This is a genomic window from Kocuria sp. APC 4018, from assembly GCF_030407675.1.
GTDB lineage: Bacteria > Actinomycetota > Actinomycetes > Actinomycetales > Micrococcaceae > Kocuria > Kocuria rhizophila.
Genome location: NZ_JASDCY010000012.1, coordinates 35,284 through 54,930, shown reverse-complemented (window position 1 = coordinate 54,930; position 19,647 = coordinate 35,284). Strand labels below are relative to the sequence as shown.

15 protein-coding genes, 4 tRNA genes and 1 riboswitch are annotated in these 19,647 nt (G+C 71.5%); of the genes, 16 read left to right on the top strand and 3 right to left on the bottom strand.

Annotated features, from left to right (window positions below; all coding sequences use genetic code 11):
• The first annotated feature begins 261 nt into the window (after nt 1–261).
• From ybaK to QL985_RS03880, 8 genes are all read left to right on the top strand, one after another.
• A complete protein-coding gene (gene ybaK, locus QL985_RS03915; protein ID WP_059281235.1) occupies nt 262–765 on the top strand; it encodes a Cys-tRNA(Pro) deacylase in 504 nt (167 codons plus the stop codon).
• 159 nt (nt 766–924) lie between these two features.
• Nucleotides 925–1,332, top strand: coding sequence for a DUF6504 family protein (locus QL985_RS03910; RefSeq protein WP_059281236.1), 408 nt, complete (start codon nt 925–927; stop codon nt 1,330–1,332).
• Between the two features lie 85 nt (nt 1,333–1,417).
• A complete protein-coding gene (gene dnaE, locus QL985_RS03905; RefSeq protein WP_059281260.1) occupies nt 1,418–5,113 on the top strand; it encodes a DNA polymerase III subunit alpha in 3,696 nt (1,231 codons plus the stop codon).
• A gap of 63 nt (nt 5,114–5,176) precedes the next feature.
• Nucleotides 5,177–6,247: a phosphatase domain-containing protein gene (locus tag QL985_RS03900; protein WP_059281237.1), complete on the top strand. Its 1,071-nt coding sequence runs from the start codon at nt 5,177–5,179 to the stop codon at nt 6,245–6,247.
• A 385-nt stretch (nt 6,248–6,632) separates the two neighbouring features.
• The gene (gene nrdH, locus QL985_RS03895; RefSeq protein WP_019309058.1) at nt 6,633–6,869 is read left to right on the top strand and encodes a glutaredoxin-like protein NrdH; all 237 of its coding nucleotides are present in this window, start codon (nt 6,633–6,635) and stop codon (nt 6,867–6,869) included.
• Between the two features lie 372 nt (nt 6,870–7,241).
• Nucleotides 7,242–7,736, top strand: coding sequence for a class Ib ribonucleoside-diphosphate reductase assembly flavoprotein NrdI (gene nrdI, locus QL985_RS03890; RefSeq protein WP_223110383.1), 495 nt, complete (start codon nt 7,242–7,244; stop codon nt 7,734–7,736).
• On the top strand, nt 7,733–9,892 hold the full coding sequence (gene nrdE, locus QL985_RS03885) for a class 1b ribonucleoside-diphosphate reductase subunit alpha (RefSeq protein ID WP_059281238.1): 2,160 nt from the start codon (nt 7,733–7,735) through the stop codon (nt 9,890–9,892). The genes nrdI and nrdE overlap by 4 nt, the downstream gene beginning before the upstream one ends.
• 170 nt (nt 9,893–10,062) lie before the next feature.
• Nucleotides 10,063–11,019, top strand: coding sequence for an ornithine cyclodeaminase family protein (locus QL985_RS03880; protein ID WP_059281239.1), 957 nt, complete (start codon nt 10,063–10,065; stop codon nt 11,017–11,019).
• A gap of 127 nt (nt 11,020–11,146) precedes the next feature.
• Here QL985_RS03880 and QL985_RS03875 read toward each other — a convergent pair.
• The 3 genes from QL985_RS03875 to QL985_RS03865 form a co-directional block, all read right to left on the bottom strand.
• A tRNA-Val gene (locus QL985_RS03875) sits at nt 11,147–11,221 on the bottom strand.
• Between the two features lie 36 nt (nt 11,222–11,257).
• Nucleotides 11,258–11,328: transfer RNA gene (locus QL985_RS03870), tRNA-Cys, on the bottom strand.
• A 57-nt stretch (nt 11,329–11,385) separates the two neighbouring features.
• Nucleotides 11,386–11,458, bottom strand: a tRNA-Gly gene (locus tag QL985_RS03865).
• Nucleotides 11,459–11,723: 265 nt separating this feature from the next.
• Here QL985_RS03865 and QL985_RS03860 point away from each other — a divergent pair.
• The 8 genes from QL985_RS03860 (at nt 11,724) to ribD (ending at nt 19,590) form a co-directional block, all read left to right on the top strand.
• Nucleotides 11,724–11,795, top strand: a tRNA-Val gene (locus tag QL985_RS03860).
• Nucleotides 11,796–11,895: 100 nt separating this feature from the next.
• Nucleotides 11,896–12,813, top strand: a complete 918-nt coding sequence (locus QL985_RS03855) for a cytochrome (RefSeq protein WP_259906311.1) — start codon at nt 11,896–11,898, stop codon at nt 12,811–12,813.
• Nucleotides 12,814–12,861: 48 nt separating this feature from the next.
• Nucleotides 12,862–13,587 (top strand): peptide deformylase, encoded by a 726-nt coding sequence (def, locus tag QL985_RS03850; protein ID WP_059281240.1) that lies wholly within the window; start codon nt 12,862–12,864, stop codon nt 13,585–13,587.
• Nucleotides 13,588–13,598: 11 nt separating this feature from the next.
• Nucleotides 13,599–14,522, top strand: coding sequence for a methionyl-tRNA formyltransferase (gene fmt / locus QL985_RS03845; protein WP_259906312.1), 924 nt, complete (start codon nt 13,599–13,601; stop codon nt 14,520–14,522).
• Entirely contained in the window at nt 14,519–16,279 is a 1,761-nt protein-coding gene (locus QL985_RS03840; protein ID WP_259906310.1) for a transcription antitermination factor NusB, read from the top strand. Before fmt ends, QL985_RS03840 begins: the two co-directional genes overlap by 4 nt.
• Before the next feature lie 56 nt (nt 16,280–16,335).
• A complete protein-coding gene (gene rpe / locus QL985_RS03835) occupies nt 16,336–17,001 on the top strand; it encodes a ribulose-phosphate 3-epimerase (RefSeq protein WP_059281241.1) in 666 nt (221 codons plus the stop codon).
• A gap of 65 nt (nt 17,002–17,066) precedes the next feature.
• Nucleotides 17,067–17,239, top strand: a riboswitch (FMN riboswitch).
• A gap of 141 nt (nt 17,240–17,380) precedes the next feature.
• On the top strand, nt 17,381–18,088 hold the full coding sequence (gene pnuC / locus QL985_RS03830; protein WP_035884946.1) for a nicotinamide riboside transporter PnuC: 708 nt from the start codon (nt 17,381–17,383) through the stop codon (nt 18,086–18,088).
• Nucleotides 18,089–18,339: 251 nt separating this feature from the next.
• On the top strand, nt 18,340–19,590 hold the full coding sequence (ribD, locus tag QL985_RS03825; RefSeq protein WP_259906016.1) for a bifunctional diaminohydroxyphosphoribosylaminopyrimidine deaminase/5-amino-6-(5-phosphoribosylamino)uracil reductase RibD: 1,251 nt from the start codon (nt 18,340–18,342) through the stop codon (nt 19,588–19,590).
• Nucleotides 19,591–19,647: the final 57 nt, after the last annotated feature.

Here is a 19,647-nt window from a genome sequence, read left to right as displayed (position 1 = left end):
GAATCGGATGGAGCTGTGACTGCCGGGCGGTGGTGCTGCGGTGTGGTGGTGCTGCGGTGGAAGGGGACCGCGCGCCGGGAGGTCGTAGGCTCGAGGAACCAGAGCCCTGCACCTCCCGCGGTGCGGGCGTGACACCACAGTACCCAACCGGGCGCGCCGCCGTACGGGAACCGGGATGCGGGCCCGGGCCGGGCCCCTGGAACGGCCCCGCCGGCGGAGGCGCGGTCCGGGAGGGTGCGGACGAGACGGAGAGGACATCTCATGGCGGCCAAGAAGCACTCGGCACCGGCCACCCCGGCCACCCGGGCCCTGGAGGCGGCGGGAATCCCGTTCGAGGCACTGCCCTACGAGCACGACCCCCGGGCGGAGTCCTACGGGGACGAGGCGGCACAGGCCCTGGGACTGCCCCCGGAGAGCGTCTTCAAGACCCTGGTGGTGGCCCTGGACCACGGTGGCTTCGGGGTGTGCGTGGTGCCGGTCTCCGCGCGGGCGGACCTCAAGGCGGTCGCCGCGGCGCTGGGTGCCAAGAAGGCGCACCTCGCAGACCCCGGGGACGTGCAGCGGCTGAGCGGCTACGTGCTCGGCGGGGTGAGCCCACTCGGGCAGCGCACCACGCTGCCCACGGTCGTGGACGAGAGCGCACGTCGTCTGGAGCGCGTGTACGTCTCCGGCGGCCGACGTGGTTTCGATGTGGGGCTGGCGCCGGAGGACCTCGTGCGGGCCACCGGGGCCGTGTTCGCGGCGGTGGGGCAGAACCCGGGGTAGGAGAGTCGGGCGTCCTGGGCGCCGCGCTCGCCGCGCCGGGGATGCTCAGGCCACCCGCACCGTTCCCCGACGGGGCCGGTCGCTTATGCGTGTCGGACGGCCTTGGCACCGTCTCAGGAGTCGAATAAAGTTTCGAATACCTGGGGAAGGTGAGCCATCATGACGGTGCTGGACGCGGTGGAGATCGAGCGCCACGAGGACCCGTGGGAGGCGGTCCCCGTGATCGGCGGAACCCTCGTGGACGCGAGGGCCGAGGGTGCGGGGGAGGCCGTCGTGCCGGATGCCACGGGGGAGTTCTCGGTGCACTGCGACTCCTCCGGGAATCCGTGTGAGCTGTTCTACCGTGGCCGCGGTCAGCGCGTGCTGCAGCCCGTGATCCACTGGTACGAACGCTGCAACTGGTGGGATCTGGCGGATCGCGTCCCGCGCGAGAGCCCCACCAGTGCGGTGGACCGGGAGCGCTGGCGGGTCCAGGCCGTGGAGGCCGGCGCCGCCGTGGCGCGCACCTTCGAACTCACCCGGGACCAGTCCACGGGCCGGTGGGGACTGCTCCGTGTCAGCTGCTGAGACCCCCGTGCAGCACCGGGCGGTGGGAGCCCCGCAAGGGTCTGTGGTGGTTGACAAACATTCGAACAAAGTTTCGAATATGGGCATGTGGTTCCCTCACCTTCACGTGGCCTCGGCCTTCAGCGCGCACTACGGTGTGGCGCGTCCCGAGGAGCTCGCGGAGACGGCGGCCGGGCAGGACGCCCAGATCCTGGCCTGCACGGACCGGGACGGCCTCTACGGTGCGGTCAAGCACGTGCTGGCCTGCCGGGCCCACGGCATCACCCCCGTGCTGGGGGTGGACCTCGCGCTGCTGGGGGCCACGCCGCCACGGTCCTCGGAGGGGCAGGGCGTCCGCGGCCCCGGAACTGCACGCGGAGCGTCCCCCGGAGGGGGTGCGCCCCGGCGGGACACCGCGTCCCGAGGACGGAGCGCATCCCGCCGGGTGGCCCCGTCGTCCGGGACGGGGCCCGGGCGGCGTCGCCCCGTCACGCCCCGGGTGGTCGGACGCGTGGTCGTGCTCGCCACGGGCCACAACGGCGGGGCCGGGTACGCCGCCCTGTGCCGGCTGGTCTCGGCCGCGCACCGCGCCCACGACCGCAGCGCGGCGCACCCCGTGGGGCTCACCCCCGAGCAGATCGCCCGTCACGTGCACCGCGCCGCCCGTGGCGGGGAACCGGGACTCGTGGTGCTCGTGGGGCCGGACTCGGACGTGGGCAGACTGCTGGCCCGTCGGCACTACCGGGCCGCCCGGAACGCGCTGTCCCGCTGGCAGGCACGAGTGCCTCCCGGGGCCCTTGTGGTGGAGACCACCACCCACCTGGCACCCCAGGGCGCGCCGCTGAGCACGGGTCACGCCGTGCGCATGTACGAGATCGGGCACCAGGCGGGAGTGCCCGTGGTGCTCAGCAACGCCGTGCGCTACGCCCACCCGGGGCAGGCCGTGACCGCGGACGTCCTCGACGCCGCCCGCACGCTGATGTCCCTCGACGAGCTCGCCGGGGCGGAGCGCGGCGTGCTGCAGCCCAACGGCCAGGGCTGGCTCAAGGACGGTGACCGGATGGCGCGCCTGGCCCACGAGATCACGAGCGCCGCGGACCAGGGGGCCACCGGGCCCGCGGGACTGCTCGCGGACACCCACCACCTGGCGCAGCGCTGCGCCCTGGACCTCCAGGAGGACCTGGGGGTGGGCAGGCCCGTGATCCCCGAGGCCTCCGTCCTCGGGCTGCGGGGGGACCCGGACCGCGAACTCGCCCGGCGCTGCTACGCCGGTCTCGCCCGGCTGCACGGCGGCGAGGACTGGGACCGCACCGTCCCCGGGCTCAACCGAGAGTCCCTGCGGGGGCGTCTCGAACGCGAGCTGGACGTCATCTCCCGGCTGGGCTTCGCCGGGTACTTCCTCACCGTGGGAGAGGTCTCGGACCTGATGAGCGCCATGGACGTGCGCCACGCCGCGCGCGGCTCCGGGGTCTCCTCCCTGGTGGTGCACCTGCTCGGGATCTCCCCGGCGGACCCCCTCGAGTACGACCTCGTCTTCGAGCGCTTCCTCTCCCCGCTGCGCCCCAACCTCCCGGACATCGACATCGACATGGAGAGCGCGCGGCGCCACGACGTCTACCGGCGGATCTTCGAGCGCTTCGGAGCCCGCCGGGTCACCCTCATGAGCATGCAGAACGCCTACCGCTCCCGCGGGGCCGTCCGCGACGCCGGGCTCGCCCTCGGCCTCGGGGCCCAGGACGTGGACCACGTGGCCGGCCAGCTGTGGCGCGTTCCCGGGGGCACGCTGCGCGAGGAGATCTCCCGCCGTCCCGAACTGGCACCCCTCGCGGAGCGGCTCAGGGACAACCGGCAGATGGACCTGCTCGTGGACCTCACCGAACGCCTCGACCGGCTGCCCCGCCACATCTCCATGCACCCCTGCGGGGTGATCCTCTCGGACACCACCCTGCTGGAGCGCACCCCCGTGCAGGCCAGCGGGATCGGACTGCCCATGTCCCAGTACGACAAGCACGACATGGACCCCATGGGGCTGATCAAACTCGACATCCTGGGCGTGCGCATGCAGTCCACCCTGGCCCACGCCGTGGCCGAGATCACCCGGTTGCACCCCCACGAACCACCCCCGGACCTCGACACCATGCCCCGGGACGACCCCGACACCTTCCGTCTCATCAGCTCCACCCACACCCTCGGGTGCTTCCAGATCGAGTCCCCGGGCCAGCGCGAGCTCATCGGGACCATGGGACCCGAGGAGTTCAACGACCTCGTCGTGGACATCTCCCTCTTCCGCCCCGGACCCATGCAGGCCAACATGGTTCGCCCCTACCTCAACGCCCGGCACGGCTGGTCCACCCCCGTCTACCCCCACCCGGACCTCGAGGAGATCCTCGCCGAAACCCGCGGCGTGGCCGTCTACCACGAGCAGATCATGCGCATCATGGACCGCATGACCGGGTGCGGACTCGGACAGGCGGACGTCTGGCGGCGACTGCTCGGCTCCCCCTCCGAGGGCCCCGTGGAAACCGCGTTCCGGGACGGCGCACGCGCTCGCGGCTACTCCCCGGCGGTGGTCGACACGGTGTGGGAGATCCTCCACGCCTTCGGCAGCTTCGGGTTCTGCAAGGCCCACGGAGTGGCCTTCGCGGTCCCCACATACCAGTCGGCGTGGTTGAAGACCCACCACCCGGAGGCCTTCATGGCGGGCGTCTGGGAGCACGATCCCGGCATGTACCCGGCGCGGCTGCTCGTGGGGGAGGCCCGCCGCATGGGGATCCCCGTCCTGGGCCCGGACATCAACCGCAGCGGGGAGTGCCACCGCGTGGAGCCGGTCACCCCGCGTCCCGGGACCGTGGCCTCCGGGGACCTGGACGCGGGAATCCCCCACACCCAGGACGGGGCGTGGGGGATCCGGATGTCGTTGGGTGCCATCACCGGCATCAGTGCCGCCGAGGTCGAGCGGCTCCTGGCAGGACAGCCGTACGGGAGCCTCGCCGAGGTCCGGTCCCGGGCCCGTCCCTCCCGCAGGACCCTGCAGAGACTGGCCACCGCCGGGGCCCTCGACAGCCTCCTGCGCGATGCCGGGGCCCGTGCCTCGCGCACGGACATGGTGCGGTTCCTCACGGACCGGGCGGACCGCCCGGCCGTGGCGCGCGGAGCCGCGAGCGGAGCGCAACCGGGTGAGGGTCAACTGGCTCTTCCCCTGGGGGACGTGGACCTGACCTCCCTGCCGGCCCGGCTCCCGGAGCCGTCCCCGCAGGAGAGGGTGAGAGCGGAGATGGAGACCATGGACATCGAGGTCAGCGCTCACCTGATGGACTCCCACGCGGAGCTCATGCGCTCCTACGGGGCCACCCGCGCCGAGGACCTGCTGGGACTGCGCAGCGGCAGCGAGGTGGTGGTGGCCGGGGTGCGGGTGTCCACCATGACCCCGCCCATGCGCAGCGGCAGACGCGTGGTGTTCATCTCTCTGGACGACGGCTCCGGGGCCGTGGACTGCACGTTCTTCGACGAGGCCCAGGCCGAGTCCGGGGAGGTGCTCTTCGCCCCGACCCTGCTGCTGGTCCACGGCCACACCCGGCGCACGGGGCCGCGGGGGATCGGCATCCAGGCCGCCCGGGCGTGGGACCTCTCCCGGCCGGAGACCCTCCCGGACCCCCGCACGCTGCTGGGTTCCCGGCCTGCCGCGTCCCGCCCACCACGGGAGCAGGGCCCCGGCCACGCCCGGCGGCTCCGCGAGCACGGACCGGGGAACGGGGCGGCGGCCGCACCCGGCAGAGTCCTGCGAAAGGCAGGCACACCATGACACGGAGCGTGAGCGCGCAAACGCGCGACAGTACACGCCCGGGCCTGTGGAACACTGTGAGCCATGGCGAAGAACAGTGGTGGCGGGGACCTGCTGCCGTCCGTGGACCAGGTCACGGAAGAAGCGATCAACGTCGGCTACCGCTTCGACCAGAAGCTGCAGCGGTGGCGCCAGGGCCGGGCAGTGCAGCGGGGGGACATCCCCACCATGCTCGCCTTCGACGGCTACGGCAGTCCGCGCTACGTGCGCGCGCTGGGTCGCGTGCTGCTCAAGACCCGCTCGCTCGTGGACGAGACGGACGACGCCGCAGAGTCCATCCGCGGCTGGCGTTCCTTCTCCTCCGTGCCCTACGCCTTCGCCCACGTCAACGTGTGGCTGGGGGACCACGAGTTCCACTTCGTGGCGGACAGAGGCGGTGTGATCGACGTGGACCTCAACGTCTCCATGGCGCCCGGGGTGCACACCATCTACATGCAGGCCGAGGGCTCCACCGTCACCGAGGCCACGATCACCGTGGTCTCGGACCAGCAGCACCTGGGCGTGGTGTGCGACGTCGACGACACGGTGATGGTCACGGCCCTGCCGCGGCCCATGCTCGCCGCGTGGAACTCCTTCGTGGCCAACGAGCACGCGCGCATCCCCACCCCGGGGATGTCCACCATGATGGACCGGCTGCGGCGCAGGCACCCGCACGCCCCGTTCCTGTACCTCTCCACGGGCGCGTGGAACGTGGCACCCACGCTGCGCCGGTTCCTCACCCGCAACGCCTACCCCTCCGGGGCGCTCCTGCTCACGGACTGGGGGCCCACCACCGACCGGTGGTTCCGCTCGGGTTCCCAGCACAAGGTGCAGAACCTGCAGCGCCTGGTCGAGAGGTTCCCACACGTGAAGTGGATCCTGATCGGGGACGACGGCCAGCACGATCCGCAGATCTACTCGGGTTTCGCCCAGCGCTATCCGGAGTCCGTCGCGGCCATCGTGATCCGCAACCTGTCGCCCACGGAGGCCGTCCTGGCCTCGGGTGCGCGCGTGACCGACCGGCACCGGGTCACGGTGCCCCAGGGCGTCCTGTGGATCGAGGCCAACGACGGCGCCTCCATCTCCGACCAGCTCCGGGACGCCGGACTGCTCTGACCACCGGGCTGCCCACGCACCGTGGGCCGAGGTGCCGGGTCGCGCCCGGACCGCCCGCGCTGTCCCTTGCGCTGCTCCCGCATCCTCCGCAACCCTGCCCGGAAAGTTTTTCGGTGACTTCCGGAACACCTCTTGTCCACACCTCAGGGGTCCGGGACCGCGTGATCACGCGGTCCCGGAGCTCGTGTCCTGTGGACAAGCCGGGGGAAAACCCGGGTGCCCCTGTGGAACACGCGACCACATCATGTTGGGTGCCCTACCCACGCGCGACACTAGATGTAGTATTGATCCAGATGTTCCACCGTCTGGCGCACCGCCCCGGTCACCCACCGCGAGGCTTCGGAAGCGCCGGAGAAATCGGTACTTCCCGCAAGGAGAATGGGCTATGTCAATCACCGTGTATTCCAAGCCGTCGTGCGTCCAGTGCAACGCTACCTACCGCGCCCTCACCAAGAAGGGCATCGACTACACGGTGGTGGATGTCACCGAGGACTCCGCCGCGTACGACCACGTGGTGGGTCTGGGCTACCAGCAGGTGCCCGTCGTGGAGACCGGCTCGGACCACTGGTCCGGCTTCCGCCCGGACAAGATCAACTCCCTGGCTCTGCTGCTCTCCGCCTGAGCGCACGGCGCCGCGGGAGACCATGGTTCCGCCACCCGCGCAGGACCGGGCGGGATCAGGGCACCGGGCGGGATCAGGGGGCGTCCCCGGCACGAACCCCGGCCCCTGCGAACGACGCTCCCGGTGGAGAACGCTCGCGGAGGAGGGTCACCGGGTGGCCCGTCTCCCCGGCCGGCGGCGACTTCGGGCCCACCCGGAGCGGAGAGCATCTCCGAGAGCACAGACCCGAACCGGAGACGAATCCGGACCGGAGACGAATCCGGACCGGTCGGCCTCCCGGGCCGGCGCCTCCGGGCCAGGTCCCCGGGGCACCGCCGATGCCCCGTATCGGAACCATCACACAACACCCCCGAAGAATCGAAGTGACCCGGCATGAGCGCACTGGCCTCGGTTCTCGCTCAGGCGCAGGAGCGGGAACGTCATCGCATTCCGATCGTGGCGGACGAGGACGCACCCCTGGTGGTGTACTTCTCCTCCGTCACACGCAACACCGACCGGTTCATCGCCAAGCTTCCGGTGCGATCCGTCCGGTTGCCCCTCAAGACCTCTGAGCCTGCTCCCCGCATCACGGAGCCGTACGTGCTGGCAGTGCCCAGCTACGGACGCCCCGGGGGAGCGGGGTCCGTTCCCCCGCAAGTCGTCAAGTTCCTCAACGACGCCCCGTCCCGTCAGCACCTCACAGGTGTGCTCGGTGCGGGCAACACCAACTTCGGCCCGCTGTTCTGCGTGGCTGCGGAGAAGGTGGCCGCCAAGTGCCAGGTCCCTCTGCTCTACAAGTTCGAGCTGATGGGCACGGACGAGGACGTCGAAAAAGTCACCCAAGGATTGGAAGAGTTTTGGCAAGCATTCACGCAACCCCGGGAGTGAGCGTCGAGCCCGGCCACGAGGACCCCACCTGCCCGGAGCAGTACCGGGGTCTGGGCTACCACGAGCTCAACGCCCTGCTGAACCTCTACGACGCCGAGGGCCGCATCCAGTTCGAGGCGGACCGGCAGGCGGCGCGGCAGTACTTCCTGCAGCACGTCAACAAGAACACCGTGTTCTTCCACGACCTCGAGGAGAAGCTCAAGTACCTGGTGGACCACCAGTACTACGAGGCCGAGGTGCTGGACAAGTACAGCTTCGAGTTCGTCAAGAAGCTGTCCAAGCAGGCGTACGGCTACAAGTTCCGCTTCCAGACCTTCCTGGGGGCGTTCAAGTTCTACACGTCCTACACGCTGAAGACCTTCGACGGTCAGCGCTACCTGGAGCGGTTCGAGGACCGCGTGGTGATGGTGTCGCTGTACCTCGCGGACGGGGACGAGGCCCTGGCCGAGCGGCTCGTGGCGGAGATCATCTCCGGGCGCTTCCAGCCGGCCACGCCCACGTTCCTCAACGCGGGCAAGAAGCAGCGCGGCGAGCTCGTCTCGTGCTTCCTGGTGCGCTTCGAGGACAACATGGAGTCGATCGGGCGGAACATCAACTCGGCGCTGCAGCTGTCCAAGCGCGGCGGTGGTGTGGCGTTCGCGCTGAGCAACCTGCGCGAGTCGGGTGCTCCGATCAAGATGATCGAGAACCAGTCCTCGGGCGTGATCCCCGTGATGAAGCTGCTCGAGGACTCCTTCTCCTACGCGAACCAGCTGGGCGCTCGCCAGGGCGCCGGTGCGGTGTACCTGCACGCGCACCACCCGGACATCCTCAACTTCCTGGACACCAAGCGGGAGAACGCGGACGAGAAGATCCGCATCAAGACCCTCTCCCTGGGCGTGGTCATCCCGGACATCACGTTCGAGCTGGCCAAGAACAACCAGGACATGTACCTGTTCTCCCCGTACGACGTGGAGCGCATCTACGGCGTGCCCTTCGCGGACGTGAACGTGAGCGAGAAGTACCACGAGATGGTGGACGACTCCCGCATCACCAAGCGAAAGATCAACGCCCGCGAGTTCTTCCAGACCGTGGCGGAGGTGCAGTTCGAGTCCGGCTACCCGTACATCATGTTCGAGGACACCGTGAACCGGGCCAACCCGATCGACGGCAAGATCATCATGTCCAACCTGTGCTCCGAGATCCTGCAGGTCTCCGAGCCCTCCACGTACAACGAGGACCTCACGTACGCCGAGGTGGGCAAGGACATCTCCTGCAACCTGGGGTCGATGAACATCGCGATGGCCATGGAGTCCGAGGACTTCGGCGCCACGATCGAGACCGCCATCCGGGGTCTGACCGCGGTCTCGGACATGTCCAACATCGACTCTGTCCCCTCGATCCGGCGCGGCAACCAGATGTCCCACGCGGTGGGTCTGGGGCAGATGAACCTGCACGGCTACCTGGCCAACGAGCACATCTTCTACGGCTCGGAGGAGGGTGTGGACTTCACCGACATGTACTTCTACGCGGTGACCTACCACGCCATCCGCGCGTCCAACCTGATCGCCAAGGAGCGTGGGGAGTCCTTCGTGGGCTTCGAGAAGTCCGACTACGCCAACGGCACGTACTTCGACAAGTACACCGACCGCGCGTGGGAGCCGGCCACGCAGCGGGTGCGGGAGCTGTTCGCACAGGCCGGGATCACGCTGCCCACGGTCGAGGACTGGAAGCGGCTGCGCGAGAAGGTCATGGCGGACGGGATGTACAACCAGAACCTGCAGGCCGTGCCGCCCACGGGTTCCATCTCCTACATCAACAACTCCACGTCCTCCATCCACCCGATCGCCTCGCGCATCGAGATCCGCAAGGAGGGCAAGCTGGGCCGCGTCTACTACCCGGCGCCCTTCATGGACAACGAGAACCTGGAGTACTTCCAGGACGCGTACGAGATCGGCTACGAGAAGATCATCGACACGTACGCCGCGGCCACCCAGCACGTGGACCAGGGCCTGTCGCTGACGCTGTTCTTCAAGGACACCGCCACCACGCGTGACATCAACCGCGCCCAGATCTACGCGTGGCGCAAGGGCATCAAGACCATGTACTATTCGCGGATCCGCCAGCTCGCGCTCGAGGGCACCGAGGTCGAGGGCTGCGTGTCCTGCATGCTGTGACGCGCCGTTCTCGTCCATGAGCACGGGGCACGACGCCGCCGCGTGACGTCCCGCACGTGCCTCACCCTGCTCCGCTGCCCCGTTGGACCAACCGGTCGTGCGGGGCAGCGGCGTCCCCGGGCTCGCCGAGTGCGTGCCCGCCCGTCCCGCCACGTCAGGAGGATCCACGCATGACCCAGCCCCAGCCGAGCACCTCGGAGAGCGCACCGCAGTGGTTCACCGCCCGGCAGATCCTCGACGCCGTGAGCCCACGGCGCGCCCGTCAGCTGCTGGCCCAGACGCTGCAGGACGGCTTCCGCCCCGAGGAGGATCCGGCCCGCGACAACGTGCCGGCGGGGGAGGGCCACATGCTGCTCATGCCCTCCGTGCTGGGACCGTGGAGCGGCATCAAGGTGGCCTCGGTCTCCCCGGGGAATCCGCAACGGGGCCTGCCACGGATCCAGGCAACCTATCTGCTGCTGAACACCGCCACCCTCACCGTGCGCGCCATGATGGAGGGCAACGCGCTCACCACGCTGCGCACGCCCGCGATCTCCGCACTGGCCGCCGACCACCTGGCAACCCCGGACGCCCGCACCCTGATGGTGTTCGGCACGGGCCCGCAGGCACTGTCCCACATCGAGGCGTTCGCGGACGTGAGGGCTCTGGACGAGGTGGTCGTGTGCGGGCGGTCCCCGGAGAAGGTTGATGCGGCCGTCGAGCACGCGCGGTCCCTCGGGCTGACGGCCCGTGCGGGTAACGCGGACGAGGTGGGCTCGGCGGACCTCGTGGTGTGTGCGACCTCCGCGTCCCAGCCGCTGTTCGACGGGACGCTGGTTCGGGACTCGGCGTGCGTCGTCGCCATGGGCTCCCACGAGCCCGGAGCCCGGGAGCTGGACGACGCGCTGATGGCCCGCGCCCAGGTGGTCGTGGAGGACCGCGGGACGGCGTTGCGGGAGGCGGGGGACGTGATCCAGGCCGTGGCCCACGGGGCGCTGGCGGAGGAGGCGCTCGTGCCGCTCGCGGACGTGGTCGCGGGACGCGCAGCCGTGGCCGAGGACCGGCCCCGCGTGTTCAAGTGCGTGGGGATGAGCTGGCAGGACCTCGCAGTGGCGGCCGGTGTGCTGGAGGCCGCAGACACGCCGTGACTCCCATCCGGGCGCGGCCCTCAATGCCACGCCCGACGGGAGCGCCAGAACCCACGCGCACCAGGGACGTGACGGGGCAGTGCCCGGACATGAGAAAACCCCGGAACCAGAGTTCCGGGGTTGTTCCTGGTGCGCGATACTGGGATCGAACCAGTGACCTCTTCCGTGTCAGGGAAGCGCGCTACCGCTGCGCCAATCGCGCTCAATGTTCAATGTATTGAACGAGGTGGTTGCACCGAGGTGGAGACGGGATTCGAACCCGCGTTGACGGCTTTGCAGGCCGCTGCCTAACCACTCGGCCACCCCACCGGGGACCAGATCCTTGGAGGACAAGGTCTCAGGTCTCGACCAGGGTCGAAAACTGCGAGCGGACGACGGGAGTCGAACCCGCGACCCTCACCATGGCAAGGTGATGCTCTACCAGCTGAGCTACGTCCGCATTGTCGGTCAATCGGAAACCTGGTCTGCGGTTCTCCGTTCTTCCGAGCGGAAACTGTATCACAGGTTTTCGCGCTACCCGCTTGCTGCGACTTCCGGGTGTTTCCATCCGGTGGGCCTGGCCTGCGGGGCGTTGCCAACGAGGAAGAACATTACCCACACGCCCGGGTCCGGGCAAATCGCCGTCGCCGGCCGCGGGCCACGCGGGGGAGGGAAGTGGATTTGCCGATCGCGGATCATGTGTTCTAGAGTCTTCAACGTTGCAAGCGCGATTGGCGCAGCGGTAGCGCGCTTCGTTCACACCGAAGAGGTCACTGGTTCGATCCCAGTATCGCGCACGGAACGACGAGAAACCCGGTCCCGGGAGGGGCCGGGTTTTTCGTGTCCGCGCTGTGTTCGCGCCGTGTCCGTGTCTGCGCCCGTTCCTACGCTGGGCCCATGACGCAACCCCGTTTGGCCCAGTCCACGCCCACCGGTCGCATGTACGCGCGCAGGGAGGGCGGGGACCTGGAGGTTCCGTCCATCACCACGATCATCGGCTGCGAGGCCAACGACCTGGGCGGCTGGTACGGCTACAGCGCGGCCCAGGCCCTCGCCGCGGACCCGCAGCTGCCGGACGCTCTGCGGGACTCCCGACGCCGTCGTGCCCTGGTCAACCACGCGGCGAAGGCCGCCGAGCGGCACCGGGACCAGGCCGCGCAGCGGGGGGACCGCGTGCACGACTACTGCGAGCAGCTTGCGCTGCGTGCCATGGGCCGGGACCACCAGGTGGAGCGTGCCCGTGCGGACCTGGAGGAGCACCACGAGGCACGGTTCGCGGACAGTGCGGACCAGTGGTGGCAGCTCTACCGCCCGGAGCCGCTCGCGGCGGAGATCACCGTGTGGAACTCCACGGTGGGCTACGCCGGGACCCTGGACCTGGTGACGCGGATCGGCGGCAAGGTGTGCCTGATCGACTACAAGACCAAGGGGACGGACCGCACCGGGCGTGTGAAGGCACCGGATCCCAAGGTCGTGACCCAGCTGGTGGCCGGGCTCAAGGCGGAGGAGTCTCTGGTGGACGCCGCCGCCGGGCAGTGGGAGCCCTGGGCGTACGGGGATGCCGAGGTGCTCATGGCCGTGGCCATCGGGGAGACCGAGGCGCTGACCGTGCAGGCGGTGGCCGAGCACCTGCCGGCGCACTGGTACAAGTTCTGCGCCCTGGCCAAGGTCTGGGCACGGTCCGCGCAGCTGGACGCGGCGGGCCCGCAGCTGCGCAGCATCGCCCCGCCGCCGCTCGAGGGTCAGCCCACGGGCCGGGTGGCGGGGGGAGCGGCCCCGGAGACCCGGACCGTGGCCGGGCCCGCCGTAGACTGAGACGAGCTGTTCACATCCACCCCACCCTCGCGAGGAGAGCATCACACGGTGAGTATTCTGCGCATCCGCACCATTGGGGACCCGGTGCTGCGGACCCCCGCCCAGGAGGTCACGGAGTTCGACGAGTCCCTCCGGACGCTCGTGCGGGACATGCTCGAGACCATGTACGCCGTGGGCGGGGTGGGTCTCGCCGCCCCCCAGGTGGGCGTGGGGCTGCAGGTCTTCACGTGGGGCATCCACGGGGACGAGGGCCACGTGGTCAACCCGCGGCTGAGCGTGGGGGACGAGCCGCAGGAGAGCGGCGAGGGCTGCCTGTCCGTGCCGGGCCTCTCGTACGAGACCCCCCGCAGGGACAGCGCCACGATCACGGGCGTGGACATGCACGGCAATCCCGTCCACCGCGAGGCCACGGGACTGCTGGCCCGCTGCTTCCAGCACGAGACCGACCACCTCTTCGGCCGGCTGTACGTCGACCGCCTGGAGGGGGAGGAGCGCAAGGACGCCATGAGGCAGCTGCGCAGCGACGCGTTCCGTGCCACGGCCGAGCGGATCGCGCGGGAGCGGGACGAGCAGCGCGACGCCCCGGGCGTGGCTCCCGGCGCCTCTTCCCTGCCCTCTGGTGCCCCTGCCTTCCGTGCGGTCCACCGTTCCGCCGCCGGCCCGGAGCACGACGCCGCCGCGCCGGGTTCCGCGTTCGCCCGCTCGTCCTCCGCCTCCCACGCTGACGGCGCCCGCGGCGCCAGTGCCTTCCACCGGGCGGGAGGAACCCGATGAGCCAGGAACCGTTGAAGGTGCTCTACGCGGGCACCCCGGAGACCGCGGTCCCGCCCCTGGAGGCGCTGCACGAGGATCCCCGGCTGCAGGTGGTGGCCGTGCTGACCCGCGAGGACGCCCCCGTGGGCCGGAAGAAGACCATGACGCCGTCTGCAGTGGCGCGCCGGGCCGAGGAGCTGGGCCTTCCCGTGCTCAAGGCCAACCGGGTGGGCCCGGAGCTGCACGACGCCCTGCGGGCCACGGGAGCGAGCATTGCCGCCGTGGTGGCCTACGGGGCCCTCCTGCCGCAGGCCGCGCTGGAGCTGTTCGAGCACGGCTGGATCAACCTGCACTTCTCCCTGCTCCCGCAGTGGCGCGGGGCGGCTCCCGTCCAGCGCGCGCTGATGGCGGGCGACCGCGTGGTGGGCGCCTCCACGTTCGTGCTGGACCAGGGGATGGACACCGGCCCCGTGGTGGGAACCCTCACGGACGAGGTCTCCGAGGAGGACACCGCCGGCACCGTCCTGGACCGGCTCGCGCACACAGGGGCCCCGCTGCTCGCCGAGTCCCTGCTGGGGGTGGCCTCGGGTGCCCTCCACCCGGAGCCTCAGCGCGGAGAGGCCAGCGCGGCGCCCAAGCTCACCGGCCCGGACGCCCGGATCACGTGGTCACAGCCTGCCGTGGTGGTGGCGCACCACGTCCGCGGCGTCACCCCGGAGCCCGGGGCGTGGACGGAGTTCGACGGCCAGCGCGTCAAGATCGAACGCGTGGTGCCGGCACCCCAGGTCACGGGGATCACCCCGGGTCACGTCGAGATCCGGGACCGGCAGGTCTTCGCCGGGACCGGGTCCTACGCGGTGGAACTGACCCGCGTGCAGCCCGCAGGCAAGAAGCCCATGGCGGCCCTGGACTGGGCCCGTGGCAAGCAGCACATGGAACAGGTGGCGTTCATATGAGTCAGGACCGCAGCACCCACGGACAGGGTGGGCAGGAGGACGGCCGGGACCGTCCAGGACGGGCCGGTCGAGGCGGCTCCGGCGGCCGTGAGGACGGCCCCCGGGCGGCGCGGGACTCCTTCCGCTCCCGCGGCGGCACCGACCAGGGTCGGGCCGGGAACCCACGGCGCGGACCGGGGGACCGGCGTGGCGGAGCGACCGGCTCCGCGGTCCGCCCCGTCGACCGCCCGAACCGGGAGGGACAGGGCGGGTCGGGGCCGGGTAGCTCCCGCCGCAACGCCAAGGGCCACGAGCGCAACCGGCGTGCCCAGCACGAACGGCCCTACTCCGCACAGGCCCCGGGCCAGCGGCGTCGCCACTCCGATCCGGCGCGGCTGGCGGCGTTCCGGGCGCTGCGCGCGGTGAACTCCGAGGACGCCTACGGCAACCTGGTGCTGCCTGGCCTGGTCCGGGAGCTGCGCCTCGACAAGCGGGACGCGGCGTTCGCCACGGAACTGGCCTACGGCACCATGCGCTGGAGCGGCACGTGGGACGCCGTCCTGGCCGGGTGCGTGGACCGCCCTCTGGACCAGCTGGATCCCGCGGTGCTGGACGCCCTGCGGCTGGGTGCCCACCAGCTGCTGGCCATGCGCGTGCCCGACCACGCGGCCCTGGACGCCACCGTGGGGCTGGTGCGCGGTGAGGTCGGGCAGGGCCCGGCCGGGCTCGTCAACGCGGTGCTGCGCAAGGTGGCCCGGCGCACCCAGGAGGAGTGGCTCGAGGCCCTCGAGAGCGAGCAGCCGGACGAGTGGCGTCGCATGAGCATCCGCTACGCGCACCCCGTGTGGGAGATCCGTGCGCTGCGCCGTGCGCTGCGGGCCAACGGGCGGGACCCCGAGGAGATCACGGATCTGCTGGCCGCCGACAACGACGCGCCGCGCGTGCACCTCGTGGCACTGCCGGGCCTCGGCTCGCTCGAGCCCGCGCTGGAGGACGGAGCCAAACCCGGGGATCTCGTACCCGGCAGCGCCGTCAGCGGCGGGGGAGACGTCCACCGTGTGCCCGGCGCCCGCGAAGGAGTGGTGCGTGTCCAGGACGCGGGCTCGCAGCTCGTGGCCCGTGTGCTGGCCCGTGCCGAGGTCGCGGAGGACTCCGGTCGCTGGGCCGACTTCTGCGCCGGTCCCGGCGGCAAGGCCGCGCTGCTCGCGGCGCTCGCGCACCAGCAGGGCGCCTCCTTGCTGGCCAACGAGGTCAGCGAGCACCGCAGCGACCTCGTGCGCCAGGCGCTGCAGCCCGTGCCGCGTGAGGCCTGGGAGGTGCGCACCGGGGACGCGCGGCAGCTCCCGGAGGTGCACCAGGCCGCGTTCGACCGCGTGCTCGTGGACGTCCCGTGCACCGGACTGGGTGCGCTGCGCCGCCGCCCGGAGGCCCGCTGGCGGCGCACCCCGTCCGACGTGGCGAACCTCGCCGGAATCCAGCGCGAGCTGCTCGACGCCGCGGTGGCGGCCGCCCGCCCCGGCGGCGTGGTGCTGTACGCCACGTGCTCCCCGCACACCGCAGAGACCCACGACGTCCTCCAGGACCTGCTGGAGAAGCGCACGGACGTGCAGGTCCTGGACACCGCCGCGCTGGCCGTCGAGGCGGCCCTGCCGGGTGCCCTGGAGGACGCGCGCTCCGTGCGCCACGAACTTCCCGGTGGTGGCACGAGCGTCCAGCTGTGGCCGCACGTGCACGGCACGGACGCGATGTACATGGTCGCGCTGCGCCGCACGGCCTGACCCCGGACCGCTGCTGTCCACCGCCCTCGCCAGACCGCTTCCCCCAGGAGGAACCCATGACCCGCTGCGACATCCACCCGTCCATCCTCTCCGCGGACTTCTCCCGTCTGGGCGAGGAGCTGCAGCGCATCAGCACGGCGGATGCCGCGCACGTGGACGTGATGGACAACCACTTCGTCCCCAACCTCACCCTGGGGCTGCCCGTGGTCGAGCGGCTGCAGGCGGTCTCGCCGGTGCCGCTGGACCTGCACCTGATGATCGAGGACCCGGACCGCTGGGCTCCCGCCTACGCGGAGGCCGGGTGCGCGTCCGTGACGTTCCACGCGGAGGCCGCCACGGCCCCGGTCAAGCTGGCCCGGGAGCTGCGCTCCGCGGGCGCGAAGGCGGGTCTCGCGGTGCGTCCGGCCACCCCGATCGAGCCGTACCTCGACCTGTTCCCCGAGCTCGACATGCTGCTCGTGATGACCGTGGAGCCGGGCTTCGGCGGCCAGACGTTCCTGGACGTGACCCTGCCCAAGATCCGCCGCGCGGCCCAGGCACTGCGCAGCCACGGGGGCACCGTGGCGCTGCAGGTGGACGGTGGGATCACCGAGGAGACGATCGTGCGCGCCGCCGAGGCGGGCGCCGACACCTTCGTCGCGGGATCCGCCGTGTACGGCAAGGAGGACCCCGCCGCGGCGATCGCCGCCCTCCGGGAGACCGCGCGTCCCCACATGGGCTGACGGGTGAGCCGAGCCCCACCTCCCGTGCCCGTGGCGTCGGAGGTGCGTGGCATACTGTGCCCAGCAACGTGTTCCGGGGTCGGTGCAATTCCGAACCGGCGGTGACAGTCCGCGAACCGTGAACACCGTGACCGTGGTGCCGGGCCCCTCCGAGGGTCGGGATCGCGGCCACGGAGTGAACGGCCGAACCGGTGGAATTCCGGTGCCGACAGTACAGTCTGGATGGTAGGCACACGTGGGCACCGCGGTCCCGCGGCGCACCCTGTCCTGGGTGGGTCGCCCTGGGCGTTGTCGTGGTGCCGTCCGCCGCACGGTCTCGACCGTGGGCGTGCTCCTGCTCCCCGGAACCACCGATTCGTGGCGGGTGAGAGGAGACACCGTGGAGGTCCTGCGTTGGTTGTTCGACGCGCAGTTGCGCGTGGGGGACGGCTTCATCCTGTGGCGTGAAGTGATCGGCAACGTGTTCGGCCTGCTGTCCGCCGTGGGCGGGATGCGCCGCAAGGTGTGGGCCTGGCCCGTGGGGATCGTGGGCAACGCCATCCTTCTCACGGTGTTCCTGGGCGCGGTCTTCGAGACCCCCAATCCCGTGAACCTGCTGGGGCAGGCCGGACGCCAGGTCATGTTCATCGCGGTGTCCGTCTTCGGGTGGGTGCAGTGGCACCGCTCGCGGGGCGCCTCGCAGGAGGCCGTGACCCCGCAGTGGGCCGGCACCCGTCAGCGCCTGCTCCTGGTCGCCGCCCTGCTGCTGGGCACTGCCGTGCTCACGCCCATCTTCCGCGCCCTGGGGTCCTACGAGCCCGTGTGGGCGGACGCCTGGATCTTCATGGGTTCCCTGCTCGCCACGTGGGGGATGGCCAAGGGCTGGGTCGAGTTCTGGCTCTTCTGGGTGGCGGTGGACATCGTGGGCGTGCCCCTGCTGTTCTCCGCGGGCTACTACGCCTCGGGGATCATGTACCTGGTCTACGGCGGCTTCACCCTGGCGGGCTTCTTCGTGTGGTGGCGCGTCAACACGCGCCAGCGCAAGGCGGCCACCATCGGCACCGGGTTCCCGGACCTGCACCTCTCGGTCGGGGACGACCGGTCGTGACGGGCGTCCCCGACCTCCCGGCGGCAGACCCCCACGCCCACGACGACGCGGGACTCCCGCACCCCACACGCGTGCCATCGAGCGCGGCGGGTGCCCCCGATCTCCCGGCGGCAGGACCCGATGCGTACGACGACGCCGGACTCCCGGCTCGCGCGCACACGTCACCGCACGCTGCAGGCGCCCCCGCGACGTCGGACCCCGCGGCCGGCCGATGCCCGGAACGGGGATTCACCGCCGCGGAGACGGCCGCGATGCGCGCGGCACTGACTGCTGCGGCGCGCGGGGTGCGGGGCGCCAACCCGGTGGTGGGCGCCGCGCTGCTGTCCGTCGAGGGCGAGGTCCTGCACGTGGGGCACCACCGGGGCGCCGGGACCGCCCACGCCGAGGTCGCCGTCCTGGACGCCGCGCGGGAGGCGGGGACCCCGCTGCAGGACACCACCCTGCTCGTGACGCTCGAACCGTGCCACCACACGGGCCGCACGGGGCCGTGCACGAAGGCCATCCTGCGTGCCGGAATCGGCCGGGTGGTGCACGCCGTGGCCGACACCACGGACGCGGCGCGCGGCGGTGCCGCGTGGTTGCGGGAGCACGGCGTCGAGGTCCGGGAGGGGCTGCTCGCGGCCGAGGCGCTGGAGCTGAACGAGCGCTGGCTGCGCGCCCAGCAGCAGCGTCGCCCGTTCGTGAGCCTGAAGATCGCCCAGAGCATCGACGGCCGCGTGGCCGCCGCGGACGGCACGAGCCAGTGGATCACGGGCGCTCCGGCCCGCGCGGAGGGCCACCACCTGCGCACCCGCGTGGACGCGGTCCTCGTGGGCGGGGGGACGCTGCGCAGCGACGACCCCTCGCTCACGGCGCGCACCGCCGCAGGACAGCTCTGCGCCAGGCAGCCCCTGCGCGCGGTGATGTCCACCCGACCGGTGCCGGAGGCGGCCCGGATCCGTGGCGGAACCGCGCAGGTCGTTCCCGCACCGGGGCCCGGCGGCCCGGTGCCAGAGCTCGGAGCCTCCGGGTCCGGCGTGCCTGTGCCCGGCGCCCCTGCGCCGGAGGCCAGCGGCCCTGGGCCTGGCGCTGCTGGGACCGGCGCCCCTGCGCCGGGGGTGGATGCCCACGTGACCAGAGCCCCTGTGATTGGAGCCCCTGTGACCGGAGCCGCCGCCTCCGGGGCCCCGGCCGAGGGGGCCGACGGCCGATTCGTCCACCTGGACACCCACGACCCCCGCGAGGCGCTCACCCGCCTGCGGGACCGGGGAGCGGCTCACGTCCTGGTGGAGGGCGGTCCCACCGTGGCGGCGGCCTTCCTCGCGGCGGATCTCGTGGACGAGCTGTGGCTGTACCAGGCACCCCTGCTGCTGGGCGCGGGCGCGTCCTCGGTAGCCGGGCTGGGCATCAAGACGCTCGCGGCGGCGTCGTCGTGGCGCGGTGATCCCGTGGGGGTGCCGGACGGTGCAGTGGGGGCCGTGGGGGAGGACCTGCGGTGGCACCTGCGCCCGGCACCGTCATGAGGGCCTCGCGCTGACGGCCTCGCGCTGAGGGTCCCGCGCTCAACGTCCCACGCTGCA